Genomic DNA, 25017 nt, shown 5'->3' on the forward strand with positions numbered 1-25017 from the left:
ATATGGGTGGTGGTGCCCGGATTCACCTGAGAGCGAGGGGGTGGTTGTGCTCCCCGTGAATCCCATAGCTAAGGTTAGGCATCCCTAAGCGTTTCCTGTGGGGACCCATTCCCTCAACTGGAGCAAGTGAGTACGTGATGTCCATACGACACCGCAGCACCGCCGCCGTCGGCCTGGCAGTGGCCGCCGCCCTCTCCCTTTCCGCCTGCGGCAGCGGTGACAGCGGCACATCGGGCGACTCGGCCAAGTCCGGGGCCGGCAGCGACAAGAAGGCAGCCGTCGCGACCGGCGGCAAGGACTTCGCCGACGCGGCCAAGAAGACCGCCGCGTACGGGACGGACGCCAAGGCGGACCAGTTCCCCCGGACCCTCACGCACGCCATGGGCACGACCGAGCTCAAGTCCGCGCCGAAGCGCGTCGTCGTGCTGGACGTCGGCGAGTTCGACAACGTTGTTTCGCTGGGTGTGAAGCCGGTCGGCTACGCCCCCTCCGAGGGCGACGCGGCCATCCCCTCGTACCTGAAGAAGGACGCCGGCAACCCGAAGAACGTCGGCACGATCAACAACCTCAACCTCGAGGCGATCGCGGGCCTGAAGCCGGACCTGATCCTCGGCAGCCAGCTGCGCGCCGCCGACAAGTACGACCAGCTCTCCAAGATCGCGCCGACCGTGTTCTCCATCCGCCCGGGCTTCACCTGGAAGGAGAACTATCTCCTCAACGCCGCGGCGCTGGACAGGACCGCCAAGGCGAAGAGCGAGCTCGACGCGTACGAGAAGAACGCCGCGAAGCTCGGCGAGGACATCGGCCCCGACAAGCCGACCATCTCCATGGTCCGCTACCTGCCGGACCGCATCCGCCTCTACGCGAAGGCGTCGTTCATCGGCACGATCCTTGAGGACGCGGGTCTTCCGCGGCCCAAGAACCAGCAGATCAACGACCTCGCCGCCGAGATCAGCCCCGAGAAGATCGACGAGGCGGACGCCGACTGGATCTTCACGGGCGTCTACGGCGACCCGAAGGCGACCAAGCGCGACACCGCCCGGTCCAACCCGCTGTGGAAGAACCTGAAGGCGGTCAAGGAGGGCCGGGCGAAGGACGTCCCGGACGAGACCTGGTACCTCGGCCTCGGTGTCACCGCGGCGAACCTGGTCCTCGACGACCTGCGCGCGGACCTCGTCAAGTAGCGGACCGCTTCAGCGGAGGCCCGGGCCGGACAGCGGCCCGGGCCGAACTGCGTGTAAGGATCCGTGACCGGCTGTTGCCGGTTCCTCGGGGAGTCCTCACAGGTCATTGCAGTCATGGGCGGCGGGGCACGTACGGAAGGTAGCCTTTCCTCCGTGCCCCGTCTGTCTGAAGTCCTCGCCGCGCTCGACGCCCTCTGGCCCCCCGAGCGGGCCGACGGTTGGGACGCGGTCGGCACAGTCTGCGGAGACGTCGACAACCCGGCCGCCGAGGTCGACCGTGTGCTCTTCGCCGTGGACCCCGTGCAGGAGGTCGCCGACGAAGCGATCAAGCTCGGCGCCCAGCTGATCGTCACCCATCACCCGCTCTATCTGCGGGGTACGACGACGGTCGCCGCCACCACCTTCAAGGGCCGGGTCGTACACACCCTCATCAAGCACGACATCGCCCTGCACGTCGCGCACACCAACGCCGACACCGCCGACCCCGGCGTCTCCGACGCCCTCGCCGGCGCCCTGGACCTGCGCGTCACCGGCCCCCTCGTACCGGACCCGACCGACCCCAAGGGCCACCGTGGCCTCGGCCGGATCTGCGAACTGGACCACCCCGAGCGCCTCCGCGACTTCGCCGCCCGCGCCGCCTCCCGGCTGCCCGCCACCGCGCAGGGCATCCGCATGGCCGGCGACCCGGACGCCGTCGTCCGTACCGTCGCGGTCAGCGGCGGCTCCGGCGACGACCTCTTCGACGCGGTGCGCGCCGCCGGCGTCGACGCCTTCCTCACCGCCGATCTGCGCCACCACCCGGCCTCCGAGGCCGTTCAGCAGTCCGCGATCGGCCTGATCGACGCCGCGCACTGGGCCACCGAATGGCCCTGGTGCGAGCAGGCCGCCGCGCAGCTCGACGCGATTTCCGACCGCCACGGATGGGACCTGCGGGTCCATGTCTCGAAGCAGGTCACCGACCCCTGGACCACCCACCACTCTTCTGGAGCCCCCAACTGAACGCCGCGCCCGCCGACCAGATCCGACTTCTCGACGTCCAGGCCCTCGACGTACGGCTGTCGCAACTTGCGCACAAGCGCATGTCGCTCCCCGAGCACACCGAGATCGAGTCGCTCACGGCCGACCTCGCCCAACTGCGTGACCTGCTGGTCGCCTCGCAGACCGAGGAGAGCGACACCGCCCGCGAGCAGACCAAGGCGGAGCAGGACGTCGACCTGGTGCGCCAGCGCGCCGTCCGCGACCAGCAGCGGCTGGACTCCGGCGCGGTCAGCTCGCCGAAGGACCTGGAGAGCCTCCAGCGCGAGATCGCCTCGCTGGCCAAGCGTCAGGGCGACCTCGAGGACGTCGTCCTCGAGGTCATGGAGCGCCGCGAGTCCGCGCAGGAGCGCGTCACCGAGTTCACCGCACGGGTCTCCGCCGTCCAGGCCAGGGTCGACGACGCGACCGCCCGCCGGGACGCCGCGACGCAGGCGCTCGACGACGAGACCGCGACCGCCACGAAGGAGCGCGAGATCGTCGCCGGCTCCGTACCGGCGGACCTGCTCAAGCTGTACGACCGGCTCCGCGCCCAGTCGGGCGGGGTCGGCGCCGCCCGCCTCTACCAGCGCCGCTGCGAGGGCTGCCGGCTGGAGCTGAACATCACCGAGGTCAACGATGTGAAGGCGGCGTCCCCGGACACGGTGCTGCGCTGCGAGAACTGCCACCGCATCCTGGTCCGTACGGCGGAGTCGGGCCTGTAATGACGCAGCCCCGCCAGTTCGTCATCGAGGCCGACGGCGGCTCGCGGGGCAACCCGGGGCCTGCCGGTTACGGCGCGGTCGTGATCGACCCGGTGACGGGGGAGACGCTCGCCGAAGCCGCCGAGTACATCGGTGTCGCGACGAACAACGTGGCCGAGTACAAGGGCCTCATCGCGGGCCTGAAGGCCGCGAAGGCACTGGTGCCGGACGCGTCGGCGGAGGGCGCGCTGCAGGTGCGCGTCCGGATGGACTCCAAGCTGGTCGTGGAACAGATGTCGGGCCGCTGGAAGATCAAGCACCCTGACATGAAGCCGCTCGCGGCGGAGGCGGCGCGGATCCTTCCGGCGTCCGCGGTCACGTACGAGTGGATCCCGCGCGAGAAGAACAAGCACGCGGACCGGCTGGCCAACGAGGCGATGGACGCGGGCAAGAGGGGCGAGCAGTGGGAGCCGTCGGCGTCGACGGCCGCCCTCGGCCTGCCCCCGGTCTCCGGTCCGCCCGGGGACGCGGCGGCGGGCGCCGCGAAGGCGCGGGCGGCGATGTCCACCCGCCGTGAACCCGCGGCCACCCCGCGGGTCGGCTGGGGTGCCGCCCCCGACCTCGGGGCACCGTCCACATTCGTCCTGCTCCGGCACGGCGAGACGGCCCTCACGCCCGAGAAGCGGTTCTCGGGCAGCGGCGGCAGCGACCCGGAACTCTCGGCGGCCGGCCGCCACCAGGCCGAACGGGTGGCGGAGTCCCTCGCCGCCCGCGGCACGATCCAGGACATCATCAGCTCCCCGCTGCGCCGCTGCCGTGAAACGGCGGCGACGGTGGGCGCCCGCCTGGGCCTGCCCGTCCAGATCGAGGACGGCCTGCGCGAGACGGACTTCGGGGCCTGGGAGGGCCTGACGTTCGCCGAGGTCCGTGAGCGTTACGGCCCCGACCTGGACGCCTGGCTCGCGTCCACGCGAACGCCCCCCACGGGCGGCGGCGAGAGCTTCGCCGAGGTGGCCCGCCGGGTCTCGGCCACCCGGGACCGCCTGACCACCCGCCACGCGGGCCGCACGGTGCTCCTGGTCACCCACGTAACCCCGATCAAGACCCTGGCGCGGCTGGCACTGGGGGCCCCGCCGGAGTCCTTGTTCCGCATGGAACTCTCGGCGGCGTCGCTGTCGGCGGTGGCGTACTACGCGGACGGCAACGCGTCACTGAGACTGCTGAACGACACGTCGCACCTGCGGTAGGAAGCAGACGCTCCCGCGTGGGCGTGGGCGCTGCGGGGCCACCGCTCCGCGTGCGGGGGAGCACCCACCCGGGCCCGGGGCGCGGAGCCCCGGTTCCGGGAAGGGCGGGCAGCGGAAAATCAGCCCCGCAGCGCCGCTGCCTCGCTCGCCAACCGCTCCACCCGCGCCCAGTCCTTCGCCGCTACCGCGCCCCCCGGCACCATCCAACTGCCGCCCACGCAGCCGACGTTCGGCAGGGTCAGGTACGACGGCGCCGACGTGAGCGAGATGCCGCCCGTCGGGCAGAACCGGGCCTGCGGGAGCGGTGCCGACAGGGCCTTGAGGTACGCCGTACCGCCCGCCGCCTCCGCGGGGAAGAACTTCATCTCGCTGACCCCGCGCTCCAGCAGCGCCACGACATCGGACGTCGTCGAGACCCCCGGCAGGAACGGCACCCCCGACGCCTTCATCGCGTCCAGCAGCGCATCCGTCCAGCCGGGGCTGACCAGGAACCGTGCCCCGGCCGCCACCGTGTCGGAGACGTTCCGCGCGGAGATCATCGTGCCCGCCCCCACCACCGCACCCGGCACCTCCGCCGCGATCGCCTTGATCGCGTCCAGTGCCGCAGCCGTCCGCAGCGTCACCTCGATGGCCGGGAGCCCTCCCGCGACGAGAGCCCGGGCGAGCGGCACCGCGTCGGCGGCGTCCTGCAGGACGACAACGGGGACAACGGGGGCAAGGTCCAGCACGGAGGAGGAGGTCATGGCCTCATCTTGCCGCGACTGCGGCACGGTACGCAACGAGCGTTGCATATGTTGCAATGGTCGTCCGTGTGTCAGTGGATCTCCGTCACGACCACATCGAGCGCCCACGGCAGCCCCGCCCGTCCCGGAGCCTCCGCCTCCACCACGTACCCCAGCTCCCGCAACGCGTCCACCAGCTCCGCGGGCCCCTTCGGCCGGGCTCCCGACTGCAGCAGGTCGCGGACCATCCGCCCCTTTGTCGCCTTGTTGAAGTGGCTGACCACCGACCGCTTCTCCACCCCGCCCACCATCTGGGAGTGCAGCACCCGCACACTCGCCGTGCGCTCCGCCACCACACCCTTCGGCTTCCACGCCGCCGTGTACGCGGACGACCGCAGGTCCAGTACGAGCCCGTCCCCGGCCGCCTCCGGCATGACCTCGGCCATCGGCGCACGCCAGTACGCCCCCAGCGCGCCGAGACCCGGCAGCTTCACCCCCATCGAGCAGCGGTAGGACGGAATCCGGTCGCCCACCCGCACCGCGCCCCACAGGCCGGAGAAGACCAGCAGAGACTTTCCGGCCCGCCGCCGGGCCGCCGTGTCCAGGGACGCCAGGTCCAGCGCGTCGTACAGCACCCCGGTGTAGATCTCCCCGGCGGGCCGCGTCCCCGCCGTCCGCAGCTCGACGTTCTTTGCGAGCTCGCCGCGTAGCCCTTCGCTCAGCCCGAGCACCTCCCGGGCCTTCTCCTCGTCCGCCACGCACAGCTCGACCAGCTCGTCGAGGACCGCGGCCCGGGTCTCGGCAAGCCCCGGCAGTGACAGCGACTCCGGCCTCAGGGGTGCTCCGCGCCCCGAGGCGGCCTTTCCTTCGGAGGGCGGCAACAGGACGAGCACGGCGGTTCTCCTTCGTACGAACAGGGAAGCGGCCCCCATCAACTGCCCAAGGCCCCGCCTGCCAGCGTACGGGGACGCCCCGGCCGCCCAGGCCCGGCACCCGGATGGGAGGACACCCCCGTCCCCGGACCGCAGGGCCACCCGCATCCGGGATGCCGGTCGCCCCGCCCCGCCATACGCTCGGTCCATGCCCCGCCGCCATCTCCACATGACCGGCGCAGCCGACACCCCGTTGCGGGCGGCCCTGCGCGAACTGCGCACCTCGCTCGGACTGCCCGCCGGCTTCCCGCCCGAAGTCCTAGCGGAGGCGGCACAGGTGGCGAAGTCCCTCGTCCTGACCGGGCACCGGGACGCGACGGACCTCCCCTTCTTCACCATCGACCCGCCCACGTCCAGCGACCTCGACCAGGCGATGCACCTCGAACGCCGCCCGCACGGCTTCCGCGTGCACTACGCCATCGCCGACGTAGCCTCCTTCGTCCGCCCCGGCGGGGCACTCGACACCGAGGCCCACCGCCGGGTGACGACCCTCTACTTCCCCGACGGCAAGGTGCCGCTGCACCCCACCGCGCTCTCCGAGGGCGCAGCCAGCCTCCTCCCCGGGCAGACCCGCCCCGCCCTGCTCTGGCGGATCGACCTCGACGCGGAGGGCCGCGTGGCCGCCACCGACGTACGCCGGGCTCTGGTCCGCAGCCGGGCCAAGCTGGACTACGCGGGCGTCCAGCGGCAGATCGACGCGGGCACCGCCGAGGAACCCCTCGCCCTGCTGAAGGTCATCGGCCGGCTCCGCGAGGAGCAGGAGGTAGCCCGCGGCGGGATCTCGCTCGACGTGCCCGAGCAGGAGATCGTCCAGCGTGACGGCGCCTACGGCCTGGAGTACCGCGCCCCGCTGCCCGCCGACGGCTGGAACGCCCAGATCTCCCTCCTCACCGGCATGGCCGCGGCCCATCTGATGACCGAGGCGGGCACCGGCATCCTGCGTACGCTCCCTGTCGCCCCGGACGGCGCCGTCGCCCGTCTGCGCCGCTCGGCCGAGGCCCTCCACATCGACTGGCCGCACCACGTCCCATACGCCCAGGTCGTCCGGTCGCTCGACCCGAAGAAGGCGAGCCACGCCGCGTTCCTCCAGGAGTGCACCACGCTGCTGCGCGGCGCCGGCTACACGGCCTTCGACCACGGCGAACTTCCCACCCCCGCCGTCCACGCCGCCGTCGCCGACCTCTACACGCACTGCACCGCGCCCCTGCGCCGCCTCGTCGACCGGTACGCGGCCGAAGTGTGCGTCGCAGCGGTCGCGGACCAGGAACCGCCCGAGTGGGTGATGGCCGCACTCCCCGGTCTCCCGAAGGAAATGGCCGAAGGAACCCGCCGCGCCAACACGGTGGAACGCGAGTGCGTCGACCTGGTCGAGGCGGCACTCCTCAGCGACCAGGTGGGCAAGGTGTTCGACGGGTACGTGGTCGACGTACACGACCAGGAACCCACCATCGGCACGGTCCACATCGAGCACCCGGCCGTCGTCGCCCGCCTCGACGGCGGCACGACGAAGCTCCCGCTCGGCGAACGGCTCCGTGTCCGTCTCACCCAGGCGGACCCGGGTGCGGCGAAGGTACTGTTCGCCCCCGCGTGAGCGCGGCGACGGCGGCGCGCGGCAAGGCCAACACGTCCGGACCGGTTGCCGCGGCGGGCCCCCTCGTCTCGTAGGATCACGCCTTCGGATACGGGCTCCGACGGCCCCCGGACTTCCGGCGCACCCCGGCGGACTCCGTACGAAGGAAGGCTTTCCAGCGTGACTGAACGTGTCACCGCCCCCATGACGGACCGCGTCACAGGCCGTGTGACGGGCCGGGCCCGGCAGATCATCGTCGCCGCCCGTACCCTCCTGGAGACGGAAGGCCCGGAAGCCCTCACCATGCGCCGGCTCGCCGACAGCATCGGGATCACGGCGCCGTCTCTCTACAAGCACTTTCCGGACAAGTCGTCCGTACTGACGGCCCTGGCCGGCGAGGTGCTGAGGGAGACGGCCGAGACACTGGAAGCGGCCGAGTCCGTGGACCCCGGGTCGTTCCCGGCCCTTGCCACCGCGTACCGCGCCTACGCCCTGGCCCACCCCCACCTCTACCTCCTCACCACCGCGCGCCCCGTGGACCCGACGGCGCTCCCTCCCGGCCTGCAGGAACGTGCCGCGGCCCCGCTCTCCCGCGCGGTCGACGGCGACCAGGAGCGGGCCCGGGCGGCCTGGGCCTTCGCTCACGGAATGGTGGTCCTGGAACTCAACGGCCGGTTTCCGCCGGGCGCCGACCTGTCGGCGGCCTGGTCCGCAGGCATCGCAGCGTTCGTCCGATCGGCTCCGTCCGAGGCGTCCCCCACGTCCGGGTAGCATGGTCGACACGGCAGACGAGCCGGGCGGACGGCCGCGTGGGGATCTTTGGATCCTCCCGAGGAACGTCCGGGCTCCACAGGGCAGGGTGGTGGCTAACGGCCACCCGGGGTGACCCGCGGGACAGTGCCACAGAAAACAGACCGCCGGGAACTTCGGTCCTCGGTAAGGGTGAAACGGTGGTGTAAGAGACCACCAGCGCCTGAGGTGACTCAGGCGGCTAGGTAAACCCCACCCGGAGCAAGGTCAAGAGGGGCCGTCGCAAGACGGCCCTGCGCGAACGTCCGAGGGCGGCCCGCCCGAGTTCGCGGGTAGACCGCACGAGACCGGCAGCAATGCCGGTCCTAGATGGATGGCCGTCTCCCCGGCCGCCGCGAGGCGACCGGGCGACAGAACCCGGCGTACAGCCCGACTCGTCTGCCGCTACCTGTGTCTCGCCCAGGACGCGGAAACGGTCCTGACCCAGGCGGCCGTACAGCTCGGGCACCCGTGTAGCGGCGGCCGAACACGTGGATCAGCCGCAGCCGTTCCCCGTAGGTGTCGGCCAGTGCCTCCGGCTCGCCGCGGAGCATCACCGATTCGGGGTCCCTTGTTGCCGTAGAACGAGGGTGCAGAGGCTGTGGGGTTCCAGTGTCAACGGCCACTCAGTTCTCCCCGGAGTCATTCCAGCAGCAGCGTGCTCTTGACGATCGCGGCGATGGGGGTGATGCCGCTGCCGGCCACGACGCCCAGCAGGTGGCGGGAGCTGACGGGGTTGGTCTCGGCGGACAAGCGTCCGGCCGGGGTAGAGACCTCGACGGAAACGGAGATCGGATCACGAACGCCCTGTCAGAGGTTCAAGCACGAACCGTCTGCTTTTAGCGCCCCTGAGCCCCTGACGGGCCAGCGCCGTGAGGACTGGCCGACTCGCCTGAGCCAGGCTAGTCGGTGTAGTGGTAGCGAGCCTTGAGGATCTTGACCTGTTTGTCGTCGGCTCGGTAGACGAGGCGGTGTTCGTCGTCGATGCGTCGCGACCAGTAGCCGGACAGGTCCCCCTTGAGCGGTTCGGGCTTGCCGATGCCGTTGAACGGATCGCGCTGGATCTCGCCGATGAGACGAACGATGCGGCGCACCATCTTGCGGTCGGTCTCGAGCCAGTGCTGGAAGTCGTCCCAGGCGGCCGGGTCGAAGTTGACGTCCCTCACTCCTCACCGGCCAGTTCCTGGAGCTCCTCCAGGGTCTTGGTGACCCCTGTCTGGCCCGCACGGTCGCGGGCAACAGCTTCCATGAGACGGCGGGCATTGGCCGGCGAACGCAGGAGGTAGATGGTCTCCTGCCAGGCGTCGTAGTCCTCTGCCGACATGAGGATGGCGTCGCCGTTCTTGGAGTGAATGCGTACCGGCGCGTGGTCGTCGTTGACCTTCTTGATCAGGGGAAAAAGATCCTTGCGCGCCTCGCTGGCGGTGAGGGCCATGGCACACATCCTCTCTCGAGCTGGTACCGAATATCGTACCGGACTGGTACTGAAATCCGTACTGCTTTGAGAGTGCCCTTCACTTCTCCGCCAGACCTGCGGTCTCACCTGCCACCCTGCGCCGACGAGGGGGGAAGCGGCAGCGGGACAGCCGGCGTATGCGGCCACAACCCCCAGCATGAAGTCGGCCCCTGGATGCCCGGAAGCATGCCGTGCCGGTGTGTGCGCAATGTGCACGGCCTCTGGTCGCGCAGAACGTCTGCGCAGCTCAGAGGCCGATTTCACGAGCCGCGAACCGGTCCCCGGCGTAAAGCCCGACTCGTCTGCCCTCCGCGCTCCGGAAGATACGGATGTCAGAGCGCGTCGACCGCGCTCACCCTCCAGCCGTCGGACGTACGGGTCAGCGTTATCCGCACCCGGTTCAGGTCCACGCGGGAGCCCGAGACCTGGGTGCTCGTGGTCATCTGGTTGACGAAGAGGAGGACGACGGCGCGGCCCGCCGAGGCCGAGATCACGGAGGCTGCCGGGGAGCCTCCGGTGGGAGCCGCCACCGTCGCCTTCACCACCCCGTGGTATTTTCTGGCCGTCGGGCCGACCACCGTCGTGGTGGTCTTCCGGTACTCGTCGCGGAAGTGGCCGGTGAGCCGGGCGCGGGCCGCGGCGAAGTCGCGGTCCAGGTGACGGTAGTCGTACGACAGCACGACGGGCGCCGCCTGCCGCGCGGCCGCGAGCGCCTGCCCCCGGGCCTGTTCGGCCCGCGCCCCCTCCCGGTACCGCCATCCGAGCACGGCGGTCGCGACCAGGCCCGCCGCGAGCAGGACGCACAGGGTCGTGGTGAGCAGGCGCCGCCGACCGTGCCGCGTTGGCGTAGCGGGGCCGGGTTCGCCCTCCTGCTGCGGCGCGTCCTCCTCGAAGGACTCCGGCGAGGGCTCGGGCGGGTCGTCCCAGCCGTTCTCGTCCTTGGGCTCGATGAGCACGGTGCGTCCGGCTTCCGGCGCCTCCGGCCGCCCCGGGGTCTCCTCGTCGGTGGCCGCCGGGTCCGGTTCGCGGTGGCCGCGCTCCGCGCGCTTGGCCGCCGCGCGGGCGGCTGCGGTCATGGTGCGCCCGGTGCCGGTGCCGGTGCCGGTGCCGGTGCCGGATCCGGAACCGGAGCCGCGGCTTCGGGTGGTCGTCTTCGTCACGGTCTTGCTCCTCAAGTCCTCATGGCGTGTACGGCGGTCGGGGCGCGGTCAGCCGACGAACTCGACGTCGGAGGTCAGCCAGCGGCCGTCCCGGTGCACCAGGTCGAGGTGCAGCCGATAGGTGCGCGCCTCGCCCTTGGGCGCGGCGGTGTTGGTCACCCTGCTGTCGGCGACCACCAGGACGCGGGCCGAGTGCTCGTCGGACCGGACGATGCCCGCCTCCAGAACCTGGCCATCGGAGACCGACTTGTTCTGGGCGACCAGCTGCGTCAGCTCCTCCGTCTGCGCGGCGAACTGCTTCTTGAAGTCGCCGGTGGCGCCCTCGAGGACGTTCGCGCCGTCCCGGTCGTAGTGCTGGTAGTCGAGCGAGGTGAAGTTCAGCGCCGACTGGCGGGCCGCGGCCAGGATGTCCTGGCGCCGCTGCTCCGCCTCGCGCTGGTTGTATAGCCCGAAGCTCAGCCAGCTCGTCAGCGCGGTGGTGAGGACGGTCGCCACAACGAGCCCCACCGACCAGGCCCTGCCCGACAGGGCACTTCTCATGGCTCTGCTCATGCCATCGGTCCGACGAGTAGCCATTGCCATGACTCCCTTCCGAACACGGCCTGTTGGCCGCCCGTCGAGCCGATCTCGACGGGCCTTCCGTCCGGGCCGGTTGCGGTGCCGGTCTCCGGGTCGTACGGCGTGACGTACGCCGCCTGGTTCGCACCGCCGGAAGTGGTCGACGCGCCGGGGGCGTTCTGCGCGCCCCGCACCGACGTCTTGTTTCCGCGCGGGGCGGTGCAGCGCGCGTCGATGTTCGCCTCGCGCGTGCTGGTGTCCGAGGGGTCACGCCGTGTTGTCCCGTATCCCTGGGTGCACGGCGGCGGGTCGTCGGCGTTCACCACCAGGCCGAAGTGGGTGGTGCCGTCGCCCGGGACGACCGTGTAGCTGCCCGCGACCAGCGCCGGGAAGGTGACCAGGGACTGCTCCACGCCGGGCAGGCGGGCCAGCGTGACCTGGCCGCCGCTGATCAGATTGGCCAGCAGGACCGACAGCCGTGGGCCGGTGGATTTCAGCAGAGAGTTCACCTGTTGCGCGGCCGGCGTCGCGTTGCCGATCAGTTTGCGCAGGTCCCCGTCGCTCGATTTCAGCTGTGCGCTGAGCGCCGCCAGATCGTGCGCGAACGACTTGATGGACGAGCCCTGGTCGGCCTGTGTCTTGAGGACCTTTCGCGAGTCCTCGATCAGCGAGATCGTCTGGGGGAGTGACTCGGAGGCCGACTCCACGAGCGCGTTGCCCGAGTCCACCAGCCGGCTCAGGTTCGGGCCGGTGCCGGAGAAGGCCTTGCCCAGCTCGTCGACGGTGACCCGCAGGTCGTCCTTGCCGACCGAGTTGACCAGCCGGTCCAGGCTGAGGACGAGGTCCGTGGTGGGCAGCGGCACGCGGGTGCTGCCGCGCGGGATGGCGCTGCCGTCGAGGAGATATGGGCCATGCGAAGTTCGCGGCTGTAGATCTACGTATTGCTCGCCCACCGCCGAGCGGTTCGCCACCACGGCTAGGGTGTCCGCCGGGATGCGCGGCGCGCCGTCCTTGATGTCGAGGGCGACCGAGACGCCGTCGGAGCCGGTCAGCCGCAGCGCGCCGACACGGCCCACCGGCACCCCACGGTAGGTGACCTCGGCGCCGGGGAAGATGCCCCCGGAGTCGGCGAAGTCCGCCCGCACGGTGTAGCCGCGGCCCAGGACGTCGTCCACCAGGCCCGTGTACTCGGCGCCGACGTACGAGACCCCGACGGCGGTGACGGTGGCGAAGGCGAGCAGCTGGGCCTTGATCGTACGTGTGATCACGGCTGAACCCCCTTCAGCATCAGTTCTGCGAGCGCGAGGTCGATCCCCTCGGGCAGCTCTCCTCGGGTGGTGTAGCTGCTGGTGCACACCGGCGGGCACAACGGACCGCCGCCGCCCGACGGGGCCGACGGCACCGAGGGGGACGACGGCAGGCTCGGTGTGCTGGGCAGCGCGGTGGGGGTCGGGACGGTCGGCAGGTCCGGCAGGTCGGGTATATCGGGGGTCTCGGGTTGCTTGGAATCGCCGTTCTTGCCCCCGGACTTGCCGGACCCGCCCGTCAAGTTCCCATACAGGTCGACCAGATCGAGGTCGGCCGTGATGTCGAGGTTGACGTAGTCACCCCTGACGGCGTCCACCGCGTTGCGCGGGAACGGGTAAGTGGTCAGCAACTCGAGGGAGTTGGGCAGATCGTCACCCGCCTTGTTCAGCTGCTGCAGGATCGGCCGCAGCTGTTTGAGGTTCGCGACCGCGTCGTCGTGCGAGGCCTTGACCACCTTGGTGCCCGCCTTGCCCAGCTTCGACAGGGCGGTGAGCATCTTTGTCAGATCGCGCCGCTGGTCGGCAAGGACCTTCAGCGCGGGCGGCATCGCATCGACGGCCTGGGCGATCGTCTTCTTCTCCTTCCCGAGCCGCCCTGCGAGCCGGTCGACGGCCTTGAGAGCGCGGACGATGTCCTCGCGCTGGTCGTCCAGACCGCCGATGAACGTGTTCAGCTCCTTGAGCAGCGACCTGACCCGGTTCTCCCGGCCGTTCAGGGCCTTGTTCAGCTCCACGGTGATCGTCTTGAGCTGGGCCACTCCGCCGCCGTTGAGCAGCGCGGACAGCGCGGACAGCACCTCCTCGATCTCCGGGTTGCGGCCGCTGCGGGACAGCGGGATACGGTCGCTGTCGCCGAGTCGGCCCACGGGGGCCGTGCCGGACGGGGCGGAGAGCGCGACGTACTTCTCGCCGAGCATGCTGGTCTGCCGCAGCTCCGCGACCGCGTTGGCGGGCAGCTTCACCGAGTCGGCGACCCGCAGCCGTACGCGCGCGTGCCAGCCGTCCAGCTGCACTTTCTCGACCGCGCCCACGGTGACGTTGTTGACCTTCACCGCCGACTGCGGCACCAGGTCGAGGACGTCGCGGAACTCGACGGTGACGTGGTACGCGTGGCCGTCCGCGGCGGCTCCACCGGGCAGCTGGACGTCGTACCAACCGTTGAACTCGCAGCCGGACAGCAGCAGCGATCCGACCGCGGCCCACGCGACCGCCCCGACTTTGCGCAGTGCGCTCATGCGCTCGCCCCCAGAATTCCGCCGAGTGTCCGGTCGACCGTTCCCGTCACCGCGGAGCCCTGAGGCGCCTTCGGCAGGGAGTCGAAGAGATCCTTCAGCTCCTTGCAGTCGGGGTTCTTGCCGCCTTCGTCGCCGGTCGTCTTCAGCACGGAGCACAGCAGCGAGGCCGGATCCTGCGCCTGCTGGGCGTTGTTGCGGGTGTCGAGGGTGCCCGCGGACGGGTTGTACGCGTTGTTCAGGTCCGACAGACCCGTGGGAGCGACCTCCAACAGCTCGTCCAGCGCGGCCCGTTGGGTGACGAGCACCTTGGTCACCTTGCTGAGGCCCTTCACGTTCGAGGTCAGCGACTTCTTGTTGTTCTTCACAAAGTCCGACACGTCGCCGAGTGCCGTCCCCAGGTTGCGCAGCGCGTCCGCGAGGTCCTTGCGCTCGCCCGCGAGCTGCCCGGCGACCTCGGCGAGGCTGGTGTTGAACGACCGCACGCTCTTGTCGTCGGCGGCCAGCGCCGCCGTGAACACCTGCAGGTTCCGTACCGTGCCGAAGAGGTCCGTGCGGCCGTCGGACAGCGTGGTGACGGCCTGCGAGAGGTCCTCGACCATCTGGTTGAGGTTCTCGCCCTGGCCGTCGAGGTTGTCCTCGCTCACCCCGAGAAGCCGCGACAGCGAGCCGTCCTTGTTGGCGCCCTTGGGGCCGAGCGCGTCGGCCGTCGTGTGCAGACTATCGAAGATGCGGTCCAGCTCGACCGGCACGGCCGTCCGCGTCTCGGGGATGACGGCGCCGTTCCGTAGCACCGGGCCCTTTCGGTACACCGGCAGCAGCTGCACGTAACGGTCGCTGACCACCGAGGAGTTGATGATTGCGGCCTTCGCGTCCGCCGGAACCTTGCGGCCTTCGTCGTACGCCAGCTCCACCCGCACTCGGTTGCCCTCTGGCGTGATCTTCTCCACCTCACCGATCCGGACGCCGAGGACGCGGACGTCCGATCCGGGGTAGATGCCGACGGTACGCGGGAAGTACGCGGTGACGTGCACGGACTCGGAGCGCGGCCACAGCACGTAGGTGAGCGCGGCGACGAGGGCGAGTGCGGTGACCACGGCCACGCGCCTCTTCAGGTTCTTCACTGCGCGCCTCCCGTCCGCGGCACTACCGGAGCGGCGACCAGGTTCTGGACGTAGCTGTCGAACCAGCGGCCGTTGCCGAGGGCGTTGGTGAAGACCCGGACGTACGGCGCGAGCAGCTTGACGCTCCGGTCGAGGCTGGACTGATTCCGTTCGAGCATCTGCACCACGCGGTTCAGGCCCTTGAGCGCGGGCCCGATCTCCTTGTCGTTGTCCGCGACCAGGCCGGAGAGCTCGATGCCGAGCGCGGCGGAGCTCTTCAGCAGCTTGTGGATCGCCTTGCGCCGCATGCTGATCTCCTTGAACAGCTTGTCGCCGTCCTTGACCAGCGCGGAGAAGTCCTCGGAGTGCTCGGCCAGCACGCCCGTGACGCCGTTGGCGTGGTCGAGGAGTTCGCCCAGCGCCTTGTCGCGCGAGGCGACCGTCCTGGAGATCTTCGACAGGCCCTTGATGGACGCCCGTACCTCGGCGGGCGAGTCCTGGAAGGTGGTGGAGATGGTGTCCAGGGCCTTCGCCAACTGGTCGGTGTGCACCTTCTCCGTCGTCGTGGTGAGATCGCTGAACGCCTGCACGACGTCGTACGCCGGAACCGTCCTCTTCAGCGGTATCTCACTGCCGGACTTCAGCTGCCCCGGTCCCTTGGGGTGCAGGGCGAGGTATTTCGCGCCGAGGATCGTCTTGACCCGGATCGAGGCGCCGGTCTCGGTACCGAACCCCGGATCACCCTTGATCTTGAAGGTGACCTTGACGTGGTCACCGTCCAGATCGATGTCCTCGACCTTGCCGACCTTGACGCCGGCGATCCGCACCTCGTCGCCGGGCTTGAGGCCGCCCGCCTCCGAGAGGGCCGCGCTGTACGTCTCGCCGCCGCCGATCAGCGGCAGGTTGTCGGCGTTGAACGCGGCCACGGTCAGCAGCCCGAGGAGGGTGAGGCCGACGGCTCCGATCGCCACGGGGTTGCGGTCGCTGAACGGGGTCAGCCGCGGGCGGCGTATCCGTATGCGGGGCAGCTTGGGCGGGTCGATGCGGACTCTTACCAGGGGTTCCGGGCGGCGGGGGCGGGGTGCCCGGCGCGGCAGGAGCCGCATTTTCGGGAGCTTGGGTGGGTCGATGCGGACCTTCACCAGGGGCTCCGGGCGGCGTGGGCGCGATGCCCGGCGCGGAAGCAGTCGTATCTTCGGGAGCTTCGGCGGGTCGATGCGGACCTTGACCAGCGGCTCCGGGCGGCGCTTACGGGTCCTGCGCGGAACGAGGTGCTTCCTCATGCGCCGCACCTCGCCCTCGCCACGTGCAGCTCGGGAGTGAGCACCTGCTTCGTCTTCGGCAGCACGATCCGGCCGTCGAAGTCGCAGAGGTAGAAGTTGAACCAAGAGCCGTAGGACGCCGTCCCCGTCAGCTCATTGAGCTTGTTCGGCAGCCGCTTCAGCACGCCCTCCACGGTCTTCTCGTTCTTGTTCAGTGTTCCGGTGAGATCGGTCAGCTCGGCGATGTCGCCCTTCAGCGGCGGACGCGCGTCCTTGATCAGCCCCGAGGTGGCGTCCGTCAGGTCGCCGATGCCCACCAGCGACTGCCCGATGGGCTTGCGGTCGGCGGACAGCCCCGAAATCACCCGCCGCAGCTGCTTGAGCAGCCCCGAGAAGCGGGCGCCGCGCTTGTCCAGCGTCTCCAGCACGGTGTTGAGGTTGTCGATCAACGACCCGATCAGCTTGTCGCGGCCGGCCAGGGTCGTGGTGAGCGAAGCCGTGTGCACGAGCAGGCTGTTGACGGTGCCGCCCTCGCCCTGGAGCGTCCGGATGATCTCGGTGGCGAGCTGGTTGACGTCCTGCGGGCTGAGCGCGGCGAAGAGTGGCTTGAAGCCGTTCAGCAGCGCGTTGAGGTCCAGCGCGGGCTGCGTGCGCGACAGCGGGATCGCGGCGCCGGGCCTCAACCGGGTGCCGTCTCCCGCACCCTCGGTGAGGGCGACGTAACGCTGTCCGACCAGGTTCCGGTAGCGGATGACCGCGCCGGTGCTGTTCAGCAGCGGCCGGTCCGCGCTGACCGTGAAGGTGACCTCCGCCAGCGTCCTGTCCTTGATCCGGATGCCCTCGACCTCGCCGACCCGAACCCCGGCCACCCGGATGTCGTCGCCCTTCTCCAGGCCCGTCACGTCGCTGAACACCGCGCGATACGTGTGCTCGGGGGTGAGGGAGATGTTGACGATGGTGGCGGCGAGCAGGCCCGTCGCCAGGATCGTGACCAGGGCGAACAGGCTGAACTTGATCAGCGGGGCAGCGGCCTGCCGGGCTCCTGACGTCCACATGCGACGCTCACCGCCGTCCCGCGCGCCATCGGTCCGAACAGCAGGGTCGCGACCGGCGGCACCTCGTCGGCGGGCACACCCATGACGGGCGCCACGAGCGAGCCGACGGAGCGCTGCTCGGCCCGGGTGGCGGAGACGCCGACCGGACCGGACGAACTGCCCCTCGCCGAACCGTCGTTGAGGTGGACCCCGGGGGCGGGCACCGGGGGATGGGGCAGGTCGCGGCAGTCGGGCCCCGACCGGTCGTCGTAGCGGGGATACTCACCGGGTTCGTACGCCCCTTGCTGGCGGACGACTTCGAGCCTGATGTGCATCTTGCCACCGCGGAACGCCTGCTCGGATGCCTGTTCCTCGCGGACCAGGCCGGCGAGGAGGCAGGGGTACTCGGGCGAGTAGCGGGCGAAGAGTTCGAGCGTGGGGCGGGAGACCCGGCCCAGGGTGATCAGCCGGTCGCCGTTCGCGTCGAGGAAGTCGTCCGCGGTGGCCGCGGCGGTGGCCGTCGTGGTGAGCGCGGCCGCGAGCCGGTCCCGCTGCTCAACGATGGTGCGGCTGGTGGTGACGGTGTTGCGCAGGATCTCCGTCAGGTCGGGAGCCGCGTCGCCGTACACCTCGGCGACGTCGGCCAGCCGTGCGAAGTCCTCGGTGAGGGACGGCAGATGCGGATTGAGGCGGTGCAGATAGTCCTCCACGCGCGTGAGGATGTCGCCGATCCGGTCGCCGCGCCCTTCGAGGGCGGTGGCGAACGCGGACAGCGTGGCGTTGAGCTTGCCGGGCTGCACGGTCCGCAGCAGCGGCAGCAGGTCGTTCATCAGCTGCTGGAGCTCGATGCCGACGCGGGTGCGGTCCTGGGTGATGACGTCACCGGCGCGGATCGGGCGAGCCGATGGATGCACCGGCGCGACCAGGTCGACGTACTTCTCGCCGAACAGCGTCTTGGGCAGCAGGCGCGCGTGCACGTCGGACGGGATGGACGCGACGTACTCCGGCTTGAGCGCGATGTCGAGCGTCGCCTTCGTCCCGTCGGCGTGCACCGCGCGCACCTCGCCGACCAGCAGCCCGCGCAGCTTGACGTCGGCGCGGGGATCGAGTTGGTTGCCGAGGCTGTCGGCCTCCAGCTCGATCCGTACGGCCGGGGTGAACACCTGCTGGTACACGGCGACGGACAGGGACAGCAGCAGCGCGAGCACGGCGAGGAACACGACGCCGTACAACCGCAGTCTCAGCACCCTCATAAGGCTCACCCCGCAATCCGTACGGTCGTGTTGGCGCCCCAGATCGCGAGCGACAGGAAAAAGTCCAGGACGTTGATCGCGACGATCGAGGTGCGCACGGCGCGGCCCACGGCGACGCCGACGCCCGCCGGGCCGCCGCTCGCGTAGTAGCCGTAGAAGCAGTGCACCAGGATGATCAGGACGGCGAAGACGAGCACCTTTCCGAAGGACCACAGCACGTCGACCGGCGGCAGGTACTGCTGGAAGTAGTGGTCGTAGGTGCCCGCCGACTGCCCGTAGTAGCCGGTGGTGATGGTGCGGGCGGCGAAGTACGAGGACAGCAGCCCGACCACGTACAACGGGATCACCGCGACGAAACCGGCGATCATCCGGGTGGTCACCAGGAACGGCAGCGAGGGCACGCCCATGACTTCGAGGGCATCGGTCTCCTCGCTGATCCGCATCGCGCCCAGCTGCGCCGTGAACCCGGCGCCCACCGTCGCGGACAGCGCGAGCCCGGCCACCAGCGGGGCGATCTCCCGGGTGTTGAAGTACGCCGAGAGGAACGCCACGAAGTTGGAGGTGCCGAGCTGGTTGAGCGCGGCGTACCCCTGCAGGCCCACCTCCGTGCCGGTGAAGAACGACAGGAAGGCGATGACGCCGACCGTGCCGCCCACGACGGCCAGCGCCCCGCGGCCGAAGCTCACCTCGGCGAGCAGCCGCAGGATCTCCTTCTTGTAGCGGCGCAGGGTGCGGCCGGTCCACGCCAACGAGCGGCCGTAGAAGGAGAGTTGGGTGCCCAGCTCTTCGAGCGAGCGGAGCGGACGGTCGAGGAGTATTTGAGGTCGTATCCGTCGCATCGGCTAACCCCTCTGCGGGGCGACCTGGAAGTACACCGCGGTCATCACGAAGTTCGTCACGAACAGCAACATGAAGGTGATCACCACCGACTGGTTCACGGCGTCGCCCACGCCCTTCGGGCCGCCCTTCGCGGTGAGTCCCTTGTACGAAGCGACGATCGCGGCGATCGCGCCGAACACCAGCGCCTTGACCTCCGCCGCCCACAGGTCGGAAAGCTGGGCGAGCGTGGTGAAGGAGGCGAGATAGGCGCCCGGCGTGCCGTTCTGCAGGACGACGTTGAAGAAGTAGCCGCCCGCGACGCCGACCACCGACACCAGGCCGTTCAGCAGCACCGCCACCACCATCGACGCCAGGACCCGCGGAACGACCAGCCGGTGGATGGGGTCGATGCCCAGCACCTGCATCGCGTCGATCTCCTCGCGGATCTTCCGCGCCCCGAGGTCCGCGCAGATCGCCGTGCCGCCGGCGCCCGCGATCAGCAGGGCGGTGACGATCGGCGAGGCTTCCCGCAGCACGGCAAGCACCGAGGCGGCCCCGGAGAAGGACTGGGCGCCGAGCTGCCGGGTCAGGCTGCCGATCTGCAGCGCGATGACCGCGCCGAACGGGATGGACACGAGGGCCGTCGGCAGGATCGTGACGCTCGCGACGAACCAGGCCTGCTGGATGAACTCCCGTGCCTGGAACGGCCGTCGGGGCATGGTTCGGACGACGTCCAGTGCCATCGCGAAGAGGTTCCCGGAGTGCCTGAGCACTCCGGTCGGTGACAGCCTCATGCGCCGGTCACCGCCTTTTGGTGCAGCTCGGCCTCGCGTCTCGCGATCGCCTCCCAGCGGGGTGGCCTGGTGATGCCTGGTCCCGGCAGCAGGCGGGGAGTTAGAGCCTGACTGCCGGGAGTCTTTGGGTGCGCTCCGTGGCCGAGCTGGGCCAGCTCCTGCTCGACCTGCGCGGCGTCCTTCTCCTCGGCCATCCCGATGGGGCCCTGCATCCGGCCGTTCAGGAACTGCCGTACGACGGGCTCGTCGCTGGTCAGCAGCTTCTCGCGGGGTCCGAACATGATCAGCTCACGGCGGAACAACAGTCCGATGTTGTCCGGCACCTGGCGGGCAGAGGCGATGTCATGGGTGACGATCAGGAAGGTCGCATTGATCTGTGCGTTGAGGTCGACGATCAGCTGGTTGAGATAGGCGACGCGTACGGGGTCGAGGCCGGAGTCGGGTTCGTCGAAGAGGATGATCTCGGGGTCGAGGACCAGGGCTCGGGCGAGACCGGCTCGCTTTCGCATGCCGCCGGAGATCTCGCCGGGCAGCTTCCCCTGCGAACCGATCAGCCCGACCATGTCCATCTTCTCCAGCACGATGCGCCGGATCTGGCTCTCGGACTTACGGGTGTGCTCCCGCAGCGGGAAAGCGATGTTGTCGTACAGGCTCATCGAGCCGAACAGCGCGCCGTCCTGGAACAGCACCCCGAACAGCTTCCGCACCTCGTACAGCTCGTGCTCGCGCAGCTTGGTGACGTCCCGGCCCGCGACCTTCACGGAACCCCGCTCCGGCTTCAGCAGTCCGACGAGCGTCTTGAGAAACACCGACTTGCCCGTGCCCGAGGGGCCGAGCATGACCGAGACCTCCCCGGCGGGCAGCGTCAGCGAGACGTCCTGCCAGATGACCTGGTGACCGAAGGACTTGGTCAGCCCTTCCACACAGATCTCGACACCCATCCGGTCCACCCTTCGGCCGTGGAGCAGCTCCGACATCTGCTCTACGGGGAGGGGCGGGGCGTCCGTCGCGACGGAGGCCAATTTTTTCGGGGGTCTTGCGGCCGGGTTTCCGGCGGCTCGGCGGCCGCGCTATTTCCGCTGGTTCTACGGCAGTGCTTTTTCCGGCGGTGCTACGGCAGTACGGTCGGGGTCGGCACGTCGGCCGGGGCGGAGGGCGTGGCGGGAGCCTCCGGGAGGGCCGGACGCGTCGTCGGGACCGTGGACGTGACCGGCAGATCGGGGAGGCCGGGCACGCTCGGCAGGTCGGACACGCCGGGGACGTCGGGGACGGATGGCACTGGTGACAGCGAGGCATCCGGCAGCGGTGGCACCGACAGAGGCAGCAGCGACCGGTCGTGATCGCCGGGCGGCACCGTCGGCGTCGCTGCGTGAGACGTCGAGGCGGCCGACAGATCACGGGCGTTCGGGGCGGCCACCCTGCCGACGCCGTCGGGCCGGACGGTCTGCGTGGTCGCCTGGGCCATGCGGGACACGGAGGGACGGGGAGCTGTGCCCTGCCCGTCCCCGTTGTGGACGTACGGCAACACGAACCCCGCCACCACCAGGGTCGCGGCCGTCGAGGTCACCACCACGGCCTGCGCGTGTCCGCCCGCGCGCAGCTTGCCGCGCCCCCACAGGAACAGGGCGAGGCCCAGCGTTCCGGCCAGCGAGTTGCGCAGCGTGCGCCGGGCCCGGGCGAGCAGCGACTCGACGGTGCGATAGCTCAGCCCCATGCGCACGGCGACCTGGCCGACGTCGAGGTCCTCGGACTTCAGTCGGAGCGCCTCGGCCTGGCGCGCGGGCAGTTCCCCGCTGCGCACGGCCAGCCACCTGGCCTCGGCCCGGTCGCACACCGCCTCCTCGACGGGCACCGGACCCGGCGCGGCGAGCGTGGGGCTGCGGTGTACCTCGGCCTCACGGTTGACCTGGCGGTACCGATCGACGCACAGCCGCATGGTCACGGTCGTCAGCCAGGCGCCGAGGCGCTCGTCGTCCAAGTCGGGGCGCTCCGCGGCGCGCAGCATCGCCTCGTGCACCGCGTCCTCGGCGTCCTCCGGGCTCATCGACCTGCGCCGGGCCACCTTGAGCAGTTGCTCGCGGTGGCTCCACATGCGCTGCCAACCGTCGTGGGCCGCCTGTATCTCCGCAGGCATGTCCGGCATGTCCGTCGCCATGAGGGCCCCTTTGCGCTCAGCCGCCGGTCCTGTGCCGTCCGGCGGGTGGCGACATTACCGCCCAGTATCCGCGGTTGTGGAGGGGGAGGAGGTCATCGAGTCCACACCGTTACTGGTCAGCAGGTCGTCGCCGGGCAGCTCGATGTCCGTGCCGGGCGGGGGGAGTTGGGGCTCCTCGGTCCCCTCGGCCCCGCCCGCCGGACGTGACCTGGTGGGGGCCGGCGAGGCAGGCGCGGACGGAGTCCGGGACGGGGAGGCTCTGGGGTGGGGGGACGGTGTCGGCTTCGGCGTGGGTTTCGGCGGCGACGGCTCGGGGCGTGTCGACGCCTTCGCGGAGCTGTCCGGCACCACCCGGTGCCCCTCCAGGAAGTACGCGTACCAGGCCCTGACCGTGTGCAGATACGCCTCCGAGTGGTTGTAGCCGAGGACCGCCCGGTCCAGTTCGGCCGGGTCCCCGTCGTACGCGCCGCCGTCGGTGTCCCGCACGACGGCGAAGGCGCCGCCGTCCAGCCGCGGCCCGAGGATCGGCGCCACGGTCGTACCGTCCGCCGTCACCCGACCGCCGCGCGCCTGCCCGGACTCCACCTGGCCGATCGCGGCCAGCAACTGCCACCGCAGCCTGCAGCCGGGCGCGGTGCGCGCGAGCTCCGCCTCGGCGTGCCGGTAGGCGGCGAACACGCTCGCCGGCAGCGCGGCGCCCGCCACCGACGCCCCGCCCTTGCGTTCCCGGGTCCGCAGTGGCGGGAGCTCGGTGCGGTACCGGGTGTCGCCCGACACGCTCGGCCCGTGCTCGGCGGGCGCCTGCCGCGGGGGTACGGAGGCCCGTGCCGGAACCGCCGCCGGCGCCTGTGACGCGGTCAGAGCCGCCATCGTTGGCGACCCGGAAGAGATCGCCGAGGTGGCCTGGGTCAGCCACGGTGACATCCCGACCTACGTGCCCTACGGGCTGTTCCCGCAGGTGCAGGCATACCTCGACGAGACGCTGGTCCGCTGATGACGATCGACGACAAGCCCGAAGGGACAGCGGCCAGACTTGCGATTTTCGCCCAAATGGCCGGGTGGGCGGCGACTATGGGCGTGGGGGCAGTCGTCATCGTCATTGCCGTTCTGCCGCTCCTCGCCGTGATCGTGTTCCTGGTGTGGCTGGCCTGGGTCATCCACTGGTTCGTCGGCCTGGCCGTGACAATGCTCCTGGTCGGGCTGGTGGGCATGTTCATGCGCGACGAAAAGTTCTGACCCCGAACGCACGACGGCGCCCCCGACCTAAATGGCCGGGGTGCTCTGCTGTCTCAGGCCACCCTGAACTCGTCCAGCTGCCGCTTCAGCTCCAGCCACCTCTTGTGGCCCGGGGATTCCTGAAGCCCGTGGTCGATCATTCGCTCCACGAAGCGCTCCCTTTCGGACGCGGGCAGATACTCAATCACCTTGTCGGTAAGGAGCTCCCAGTCGCCTTCCTTCAACAGCGTCATCAGCTCGTCGTGTACCTGCACGGCGCCCGGCGTTGCGGTTCTGGGCCTAAGGGCAAAGGCTCGACACGGGGCTGACTGTCGAGGTTCCCGCAGCAGGCCGCGGCCGGCCTGGCTAGGGGTCTGTTGGAGTGGCCCGCTCACGGATCTTGGCTGGTCAGCCCGGGTGTTTCTCATTTTTAGGGTGGTTTCAGACCCATTTTCGGGTAGACACAGACGCACTTTTGAAGTACCTTCCAAGTCATGACCACCATGCCAGCTGAAGCGAACTTCTCGGAGCTCATCCAAAGGCCCAAGGACACCGTCGCGCGCATGCAGGTCAACGCCGGCCGCGGCCTCCTGCTCCACCGTCGCGACGAAGAGGACCTGTACCTCACCACCGCGGCACGAGCCGACCAGGCCGTTCAGGTCGTCGACTCAACCACCAAAATGTTCGTCGCCCTCCTCAAGGAGAGCCCCGCTGCCGCAGAGCTCCTGACCCGCGTTTTCCCTGAGGCGTTCCCGTGGGTGCGCTTCCTCCCGCAGAAGGCTGTGCAGGAGTTCCTGCTGGAGTTTGTGGAGACCGCTCGCGCGAGCACCTCTCTCGGCAGCTTGGCCCCGATCGCTCAGGTGATTACGGCCTGGAAGCACACTGCGGAGATCTACGCTGATCCTGAGCTGCACGCCACTCTCACCAAGGACCATGGCGACAGCGACCACGGAGACGTGCCCATGCCCCCGTCGGAGGACGAGTGAGCCTGGGAAAGAACGACGACGTTCCCCCGCCTCCAGCGAAGGGCGAGTACCACATAAAATTCGCCAACCGGGAGGTCGCTGTCGGGTGGCAGCAACTGATGCAGCAGGTGCCGGCCAACACCAACGCCGCCTGGCAACTGATGCGGAAGACGCCGTCACCCGCGGTGGAGACGAATCGTCATCACCGGCTCAAGCATGACCTGGCGTTCGGCCTTCGCAATGGCGAGAGCTACCCGCAGTGGCAGATCGAAGTCACAGGTGGCGGGCGTGTTTGGTACCTGCACGACGAGAACAAGCAGACGTGCTGGCTGACTCAAGCCGGCACAGGGCATCCGCGCCAAACGGATCGCTAGACGCACACAGCAGCGGCCCCTACCCGGTTGGGTGGGGGCCGCTGCTGTGCGGTCAGAGGGGGCAGGCCCCGCGTGAAGCTTCCCCTTGATCACGGACACCTGGAGACTGGGACCTGAGGTTCCAGAGGAAGTAGAGCCAGGTGGGAAGCAACTACTCGAAGCGGTACT

At 70.0% G+C, this 25017-nt stretch carries 27 protein-coding genes, 1 other RNA gene and 1 pseudogene; 11 read left to right on the forward strand and 18 right to left on the reverse strand.

All coding sequences use genetic code 11. The annotated features are described in order from the left end of the window. Positions 1-137: 137 nt before the first annotated feature. The 4 genes from ABZV38_RS16015 to ABZV38_RS16030 all read left to right on the forward strand — a co-directional run bounded on the left by ABZV38_RS16015 (position 138) and on the right by ABZV38_RS16030 (position 4149). A complete protein-coding gene (locus ABZV38_RS16015; protein ID WP_356327422.1) occupies positions 138-1184 on the forward strand; it encodes an iron-siderophore ABC transporter substrate-binding protein in 1047 nt (348 codons plus the stop codon). A gap of 153 nt (positions 1185-1337) precedes the next feature. Further along, positions 1338-2183: a Nif3-like dinuclear metal center hexameric protein gene (locus ABZV38_RS16020; protein ID WP_356327424.1), complete on the forward strand. Its 846-nt coding sequence runs from the start codon at positions 1338-1340 to the stop codon at positions 2181-2183. After that, a complete protein-coding gene (locus ABZV38_RS16025) occupies positions 2180-2923 on the forward strand; it encodes a C4-type zinc ribbon domain-containing protein (protein WP_356327466.1) in 744 nt (247 codons plus the stop codon). The genes ABZV38_RS16020 and ABZV38_RS16025 overlap by 4 nt, the downstream gene beginning before the upstream one ends. Beyond that, positions 2923-4149 carry a bifunctional RNase H/acid phosphatase gene (locus tag ABZV38_RS16030; protein ID WP_356327426.1) on the forward strand — a complete coding sequence of 409 codons (1227 nt, stop codon included), beginning with the start codon at positions 2923-2925 and terminating at the stop codon, positions 4147-4149. The genes ABZV38_RS16025 and ABZV38_RS16030 overlap by 1 nt, the downstream gene beginning before the upstream one ends. Positions 4150-4268: 119 nt before the next feature. Here ABZV38_RS16030 and eda read toward each other — a convergent pair whose 3' ends face one another. Together eda and yaaA are read right to left on the reverse strand one after the other, a co-directional pair. After that, positions 4269-4892 (reverse strand): bifunctional 4-hydroxy-2-oxoglutarate aldolase/2-dehydro-3-deoxy-phosphogluconate aldolase, encoded by a 624-nt coding sequence (eda, locus tag ABZV38_RS16035; protein WP_356327428.1) that lies wholly within the window; start codon positions 4890-4892, stop codon positions 4269-4271. Positions 4893-4963: 71 nt separating this feature from the next. Then, on the reverse strand, positions 4964-5764 hold the full coding sequence (gene yaaA, locus ABZV38_RS16040; RefSeq protein WP_356327430.1) for a peroxide stress protein YaaA: 801 nt from the start codon (positions 5762-5764) through the stop codon (positions 4964-4966). A gap of 208 nt (positions 5765-5972) precedes the next feature. Here yaaA and ABZV38_RS16045 point away from each other — a divergent pair, with 208 nt between their 5' ends. From ABZV38_RS16045 to rnpB, 3 genes are all read left to right on the forward strand, one after another. After that, positions 5973-7394: an RNB domain-containing ribonuclease gene (locus ABZV38_RS16045; RefSeq protein WP_356327468.1), complete on the forward strand. Its 1422-nt coding sequence runs from the start codon at positions 5973-5975 to the stop codon at positions 7392-7394. A 183-nt stretch (positions 7395-7577) separates the two neighbouring features. After that, a complete protein-coding gene (locus ABZV38_RS16050) occupies positions 7578-8144 on the forward strand; it encodes a TetR/AcrR family transcriptional regulator (protein WP_356327470.1) in 567 nt (188 codons plus the stop codon). An 18-nt stretch (positions 8145-8162) separates the two neighbouring features. Further along, an RNA gene (gene rnpB / locus ABZV38_RS16055) (RNase P RNA component class A) lies at positions 8163-8564 on the forward strand. Positions 8565-9064: 500 nt separating this feature from the next. Here the strand turns inward: rnpB and ABZV38_RS16060 are convergent. From ABZV38_RS16060 to ABZV38_RS16130, 15 genes are all read right to left on the reverse strand, one after another. Beyond that, positions 9065-9328 carry a Txe/YoeB family addiction module toxin gene (locus ABZV38_RS16060; protein ID WP_079662712.1) on the reverse strand — a complete coding sequence of 88 codons (264 nt, stop codon included), beginning with the start codon at positions 9326-9328 and terminating at the stop codon, positions 9065-9067. Beyond that, positions 9325-9597: a type II toxin-antitoxin system prevent-host-death family antitoxin gene (locus ABZV38_RS16065; RefSeq protein ID WP_356327432.1), complete on the reverse strand. Its 273-nt coding sequence runs from the start codon at positions 9595-9597 to the stop codon at positions 9325-9327. Before ABZV38_RS16065 ends, ABZV38_RS16060 begins: the two co-directional genes overlap by 4 nt. Before the next feature lie 353 nt (positions 9598-9950). After that, positions 9951-10694: a hypothetical protein gene (locus tag ABZV38_RS16070; RefSeq protein WP_356327471.1), complete on the reverse strand. Its 744-nt coding sequence runs from the start codon at positions 10692-10694 to the stop codon at positions 9951-9953. A gap of 132 nt (positions 10695-10826) precedes the next feature. After that, the gene (locus ABZV38_RS16075; RefSeq protein WP_356327434.1) at positions 10827-11318 is read right to left on the reverse strand and encodes a hypothetical protein; all 492 of its coding nucleotides are present in this window, start codon (positions 11316-11318) and stop codon (positions 10827-10829) included. Positions 11319-11326: 8 nt separating this feature from the next. Further along, positions 11327-12604, reverse strand: coding sequence for an MlaD family protein (locus tag ABZV38_RS16080; RefSeq protein ID WP_356327435.1), 1278 nt, complete (start codon positions 12602-12604; stop codon positions 11327-11329). Further along, positions 12601-13878, reverse strand: coding sequence for an MCE family protein (locus ABZV38_RS16085; RefSeq protein WP_356327437.1), 1278 nt, complete (start codon positions 13876-13878; stop codon positions 12601-12603). Before ABZV38_RS16085 ends, ABZV38_RS16080 begins: the two co-directional genes overlap by 4 nt. Next, a complete protein-coding gene (locus tag ABZV38_RS16090) occupies positions 13875-14999 on the reverse strand; it encodes an MCE family protein (protein ID WP_356327438.1) in 1125 nt (374 codons plus the stop codon). Before ABZV38_RS16090 ends, ABZV38_RS16085 begins: the two co-directional genes overlap by 4 nt. Beyond that, entirely contained in the window at positions 14996-15976 is a 981-nt protein-coding gene (locus ABZV38_RS16095; RefSeq protein WP_356327473.1) for an MCE family protein, read from the reverse strand. Before ABZV38_RS16095 ends, ABZV38_RS16090 begins: the two co-directional genes overlap by 4 nt. Before the next feature lie 281 nt (positions 15977-16257). After that, positions 16258-17295, reverse strand: coding sequence for an MlaD family protein (locus tag ABZV38_RS16100; RefSeq protein WP_356327440.1), 1038 nt, complete (start codon positions 17293-17295; stop codon positions 16258-16260). Then, positions 17256-18527, reverse strand: coding sequence for an MCE family protein (locus tag ABZV38_RS16105; RefSeq protein WP_356327442.1), 1272 nt, complete (start codon positions 18525-18527; stop codon positions 17256-17258). The genes ABZV38_RS16100 and ABZV38_RS16105 overlap by 40 nt, the downstream gene beginning before the upstream one ends. A gap of 5 nt (positions 18528-18532) precedes the next feature. Then, entirely contained in the window at positions 18533-19366 is an 834-nt protein-coding gene (locus ABZV38_RS16110; RefSeq protein WP_356327443.1) for an ABC transporter permease, read from the reverse strand. Positions 19367-19369: 3 nt separating this feature from the next. Beyond that, positions 19370-20140: an ABC transporter permease gene (locus ABZV38_RS16115; protein ID WP_356327445.1), complete on the reverse strand. Its 771-nt coding sequence runs from the start codon at positions 20138-20140 to the stop codon at positions 19370-19372. Continuing rightward, positions 20137-21081 (reverse strand): ABC transporter ATP-binding protein, encoded by a 945-nt coding sequence (locus tag ABZV38_RS16120; RefSeq protein WP_356327474.1) that lies wholly within the window; start codon positions 21079-21081, stop codon positions 20137-20139. The genes ABZV38_RS16115 and ABZV38_RS16120 overlap by 4 nt, the downstream gene beginning before the upstream one ends. A 170-nt stretch (positions 21082-21251) precedes the next feature. After that, positions 21252-22295, reverse strand: coding sequence for a sigma-70 family RNA polymerase sigma factor (locus tag ABZV38_RS16125; RefSeq protein ID WP_356327447.1), 1044 nt, complete (start codon positions 22293-22295; stop codon positions 21252-21254). 54 nt (positions 22296-22349) lie between these two features. Next, on the reverse strand, positions 22350-23072 hold the full coding sequence (locus ABZV38_RS16130) for a hypothetical protein (RefSeq protein ID WP_356327448.1): 723 nt from the start codon (positions 23070-23072) through the stop codon (positions 22350-22352). A gap of 88 nt (positions 23073-23160) precedes the next feature. Between ABZV38_RS16130 and ABZV38_RS16135 the strand changes: the two are divergent. Together ABZV38_RS16135 and ABZV38_RS16140 are read left to right on the forward strand one after the other, a co-directional pair. Beyond that, positions 23161-23289: pseudogene (locus ABZV38_RS16135) on the forward strand (NUDIX hydrolase); the annotation flags it as partial. Then, positions 23289-23531 (forward strand): hypothetical protein, encoded by a 243-nt coding sequence (locus ABZV38_RS16140; RefSeq protein WP_356327449.1) that lies wholly within the window; start codon positions 23289-23291, stop codon positions 23529-23531. The pseudogene ABZV38_RS16135 and the gene ABZV38_RS16140, both read left to right, overlap by 1 nt. A gap of 53 nt (positions 23532-23584) precedes the next feature. Here ABZV38_RS16140 and ABZV38_RS16145 read toward each other — a convergent pair whose 3' ends face one another. Beyond that, positions 23585-23785, reverse strand: a complete 201-nt coding sequence (locus ABZV38_RS16145) for a hypothetical protein (RefSeq protein ID WP_356327450.1) — start codon at positions 23783-23785, stop codon at positions 23585-23587. A 219-nt stretch (positions 23786-24004) separates the two neighbouring features. Between ABZV38_RS16145 and ABZV38_RS16150 the strand changes: the two genes are divergently transcribed. After that, on the forward strand, positions 24005-24496 hold the full coding sequence (locus ABZV38_RS16150; RefSeq protein WP_356327451.1) for a hypothetical protein: 492 nt from the start codon (positions 24005-24007) through the stop codon (positions 24494-24496). Beyond that, entirely contained in the window at positions 24493-24849 is a 357-nt protein-coding gene (locus ABZV38_RS16155) for a hypothetical protein (protein ID WP_356327452.1), read from the forward strand. The genes ABZV38_RS16150 and ABZV38_RS16155 overlap by 4 nt, the downstream gene beginning before the upstream one ends. The last annotated feature ends 168 nt before the right edge of the window (positions 24850-25017 follow it).

The organism is Streptomyces sp. NPDC005181 (genome assembly GCF_040608395.1).
Classification (GTDB): domain Bacteria; phylum Actinomycetota; class Actinomycetes; order Streptomycetales; family Streptomycetaceae; genus Streptomyces.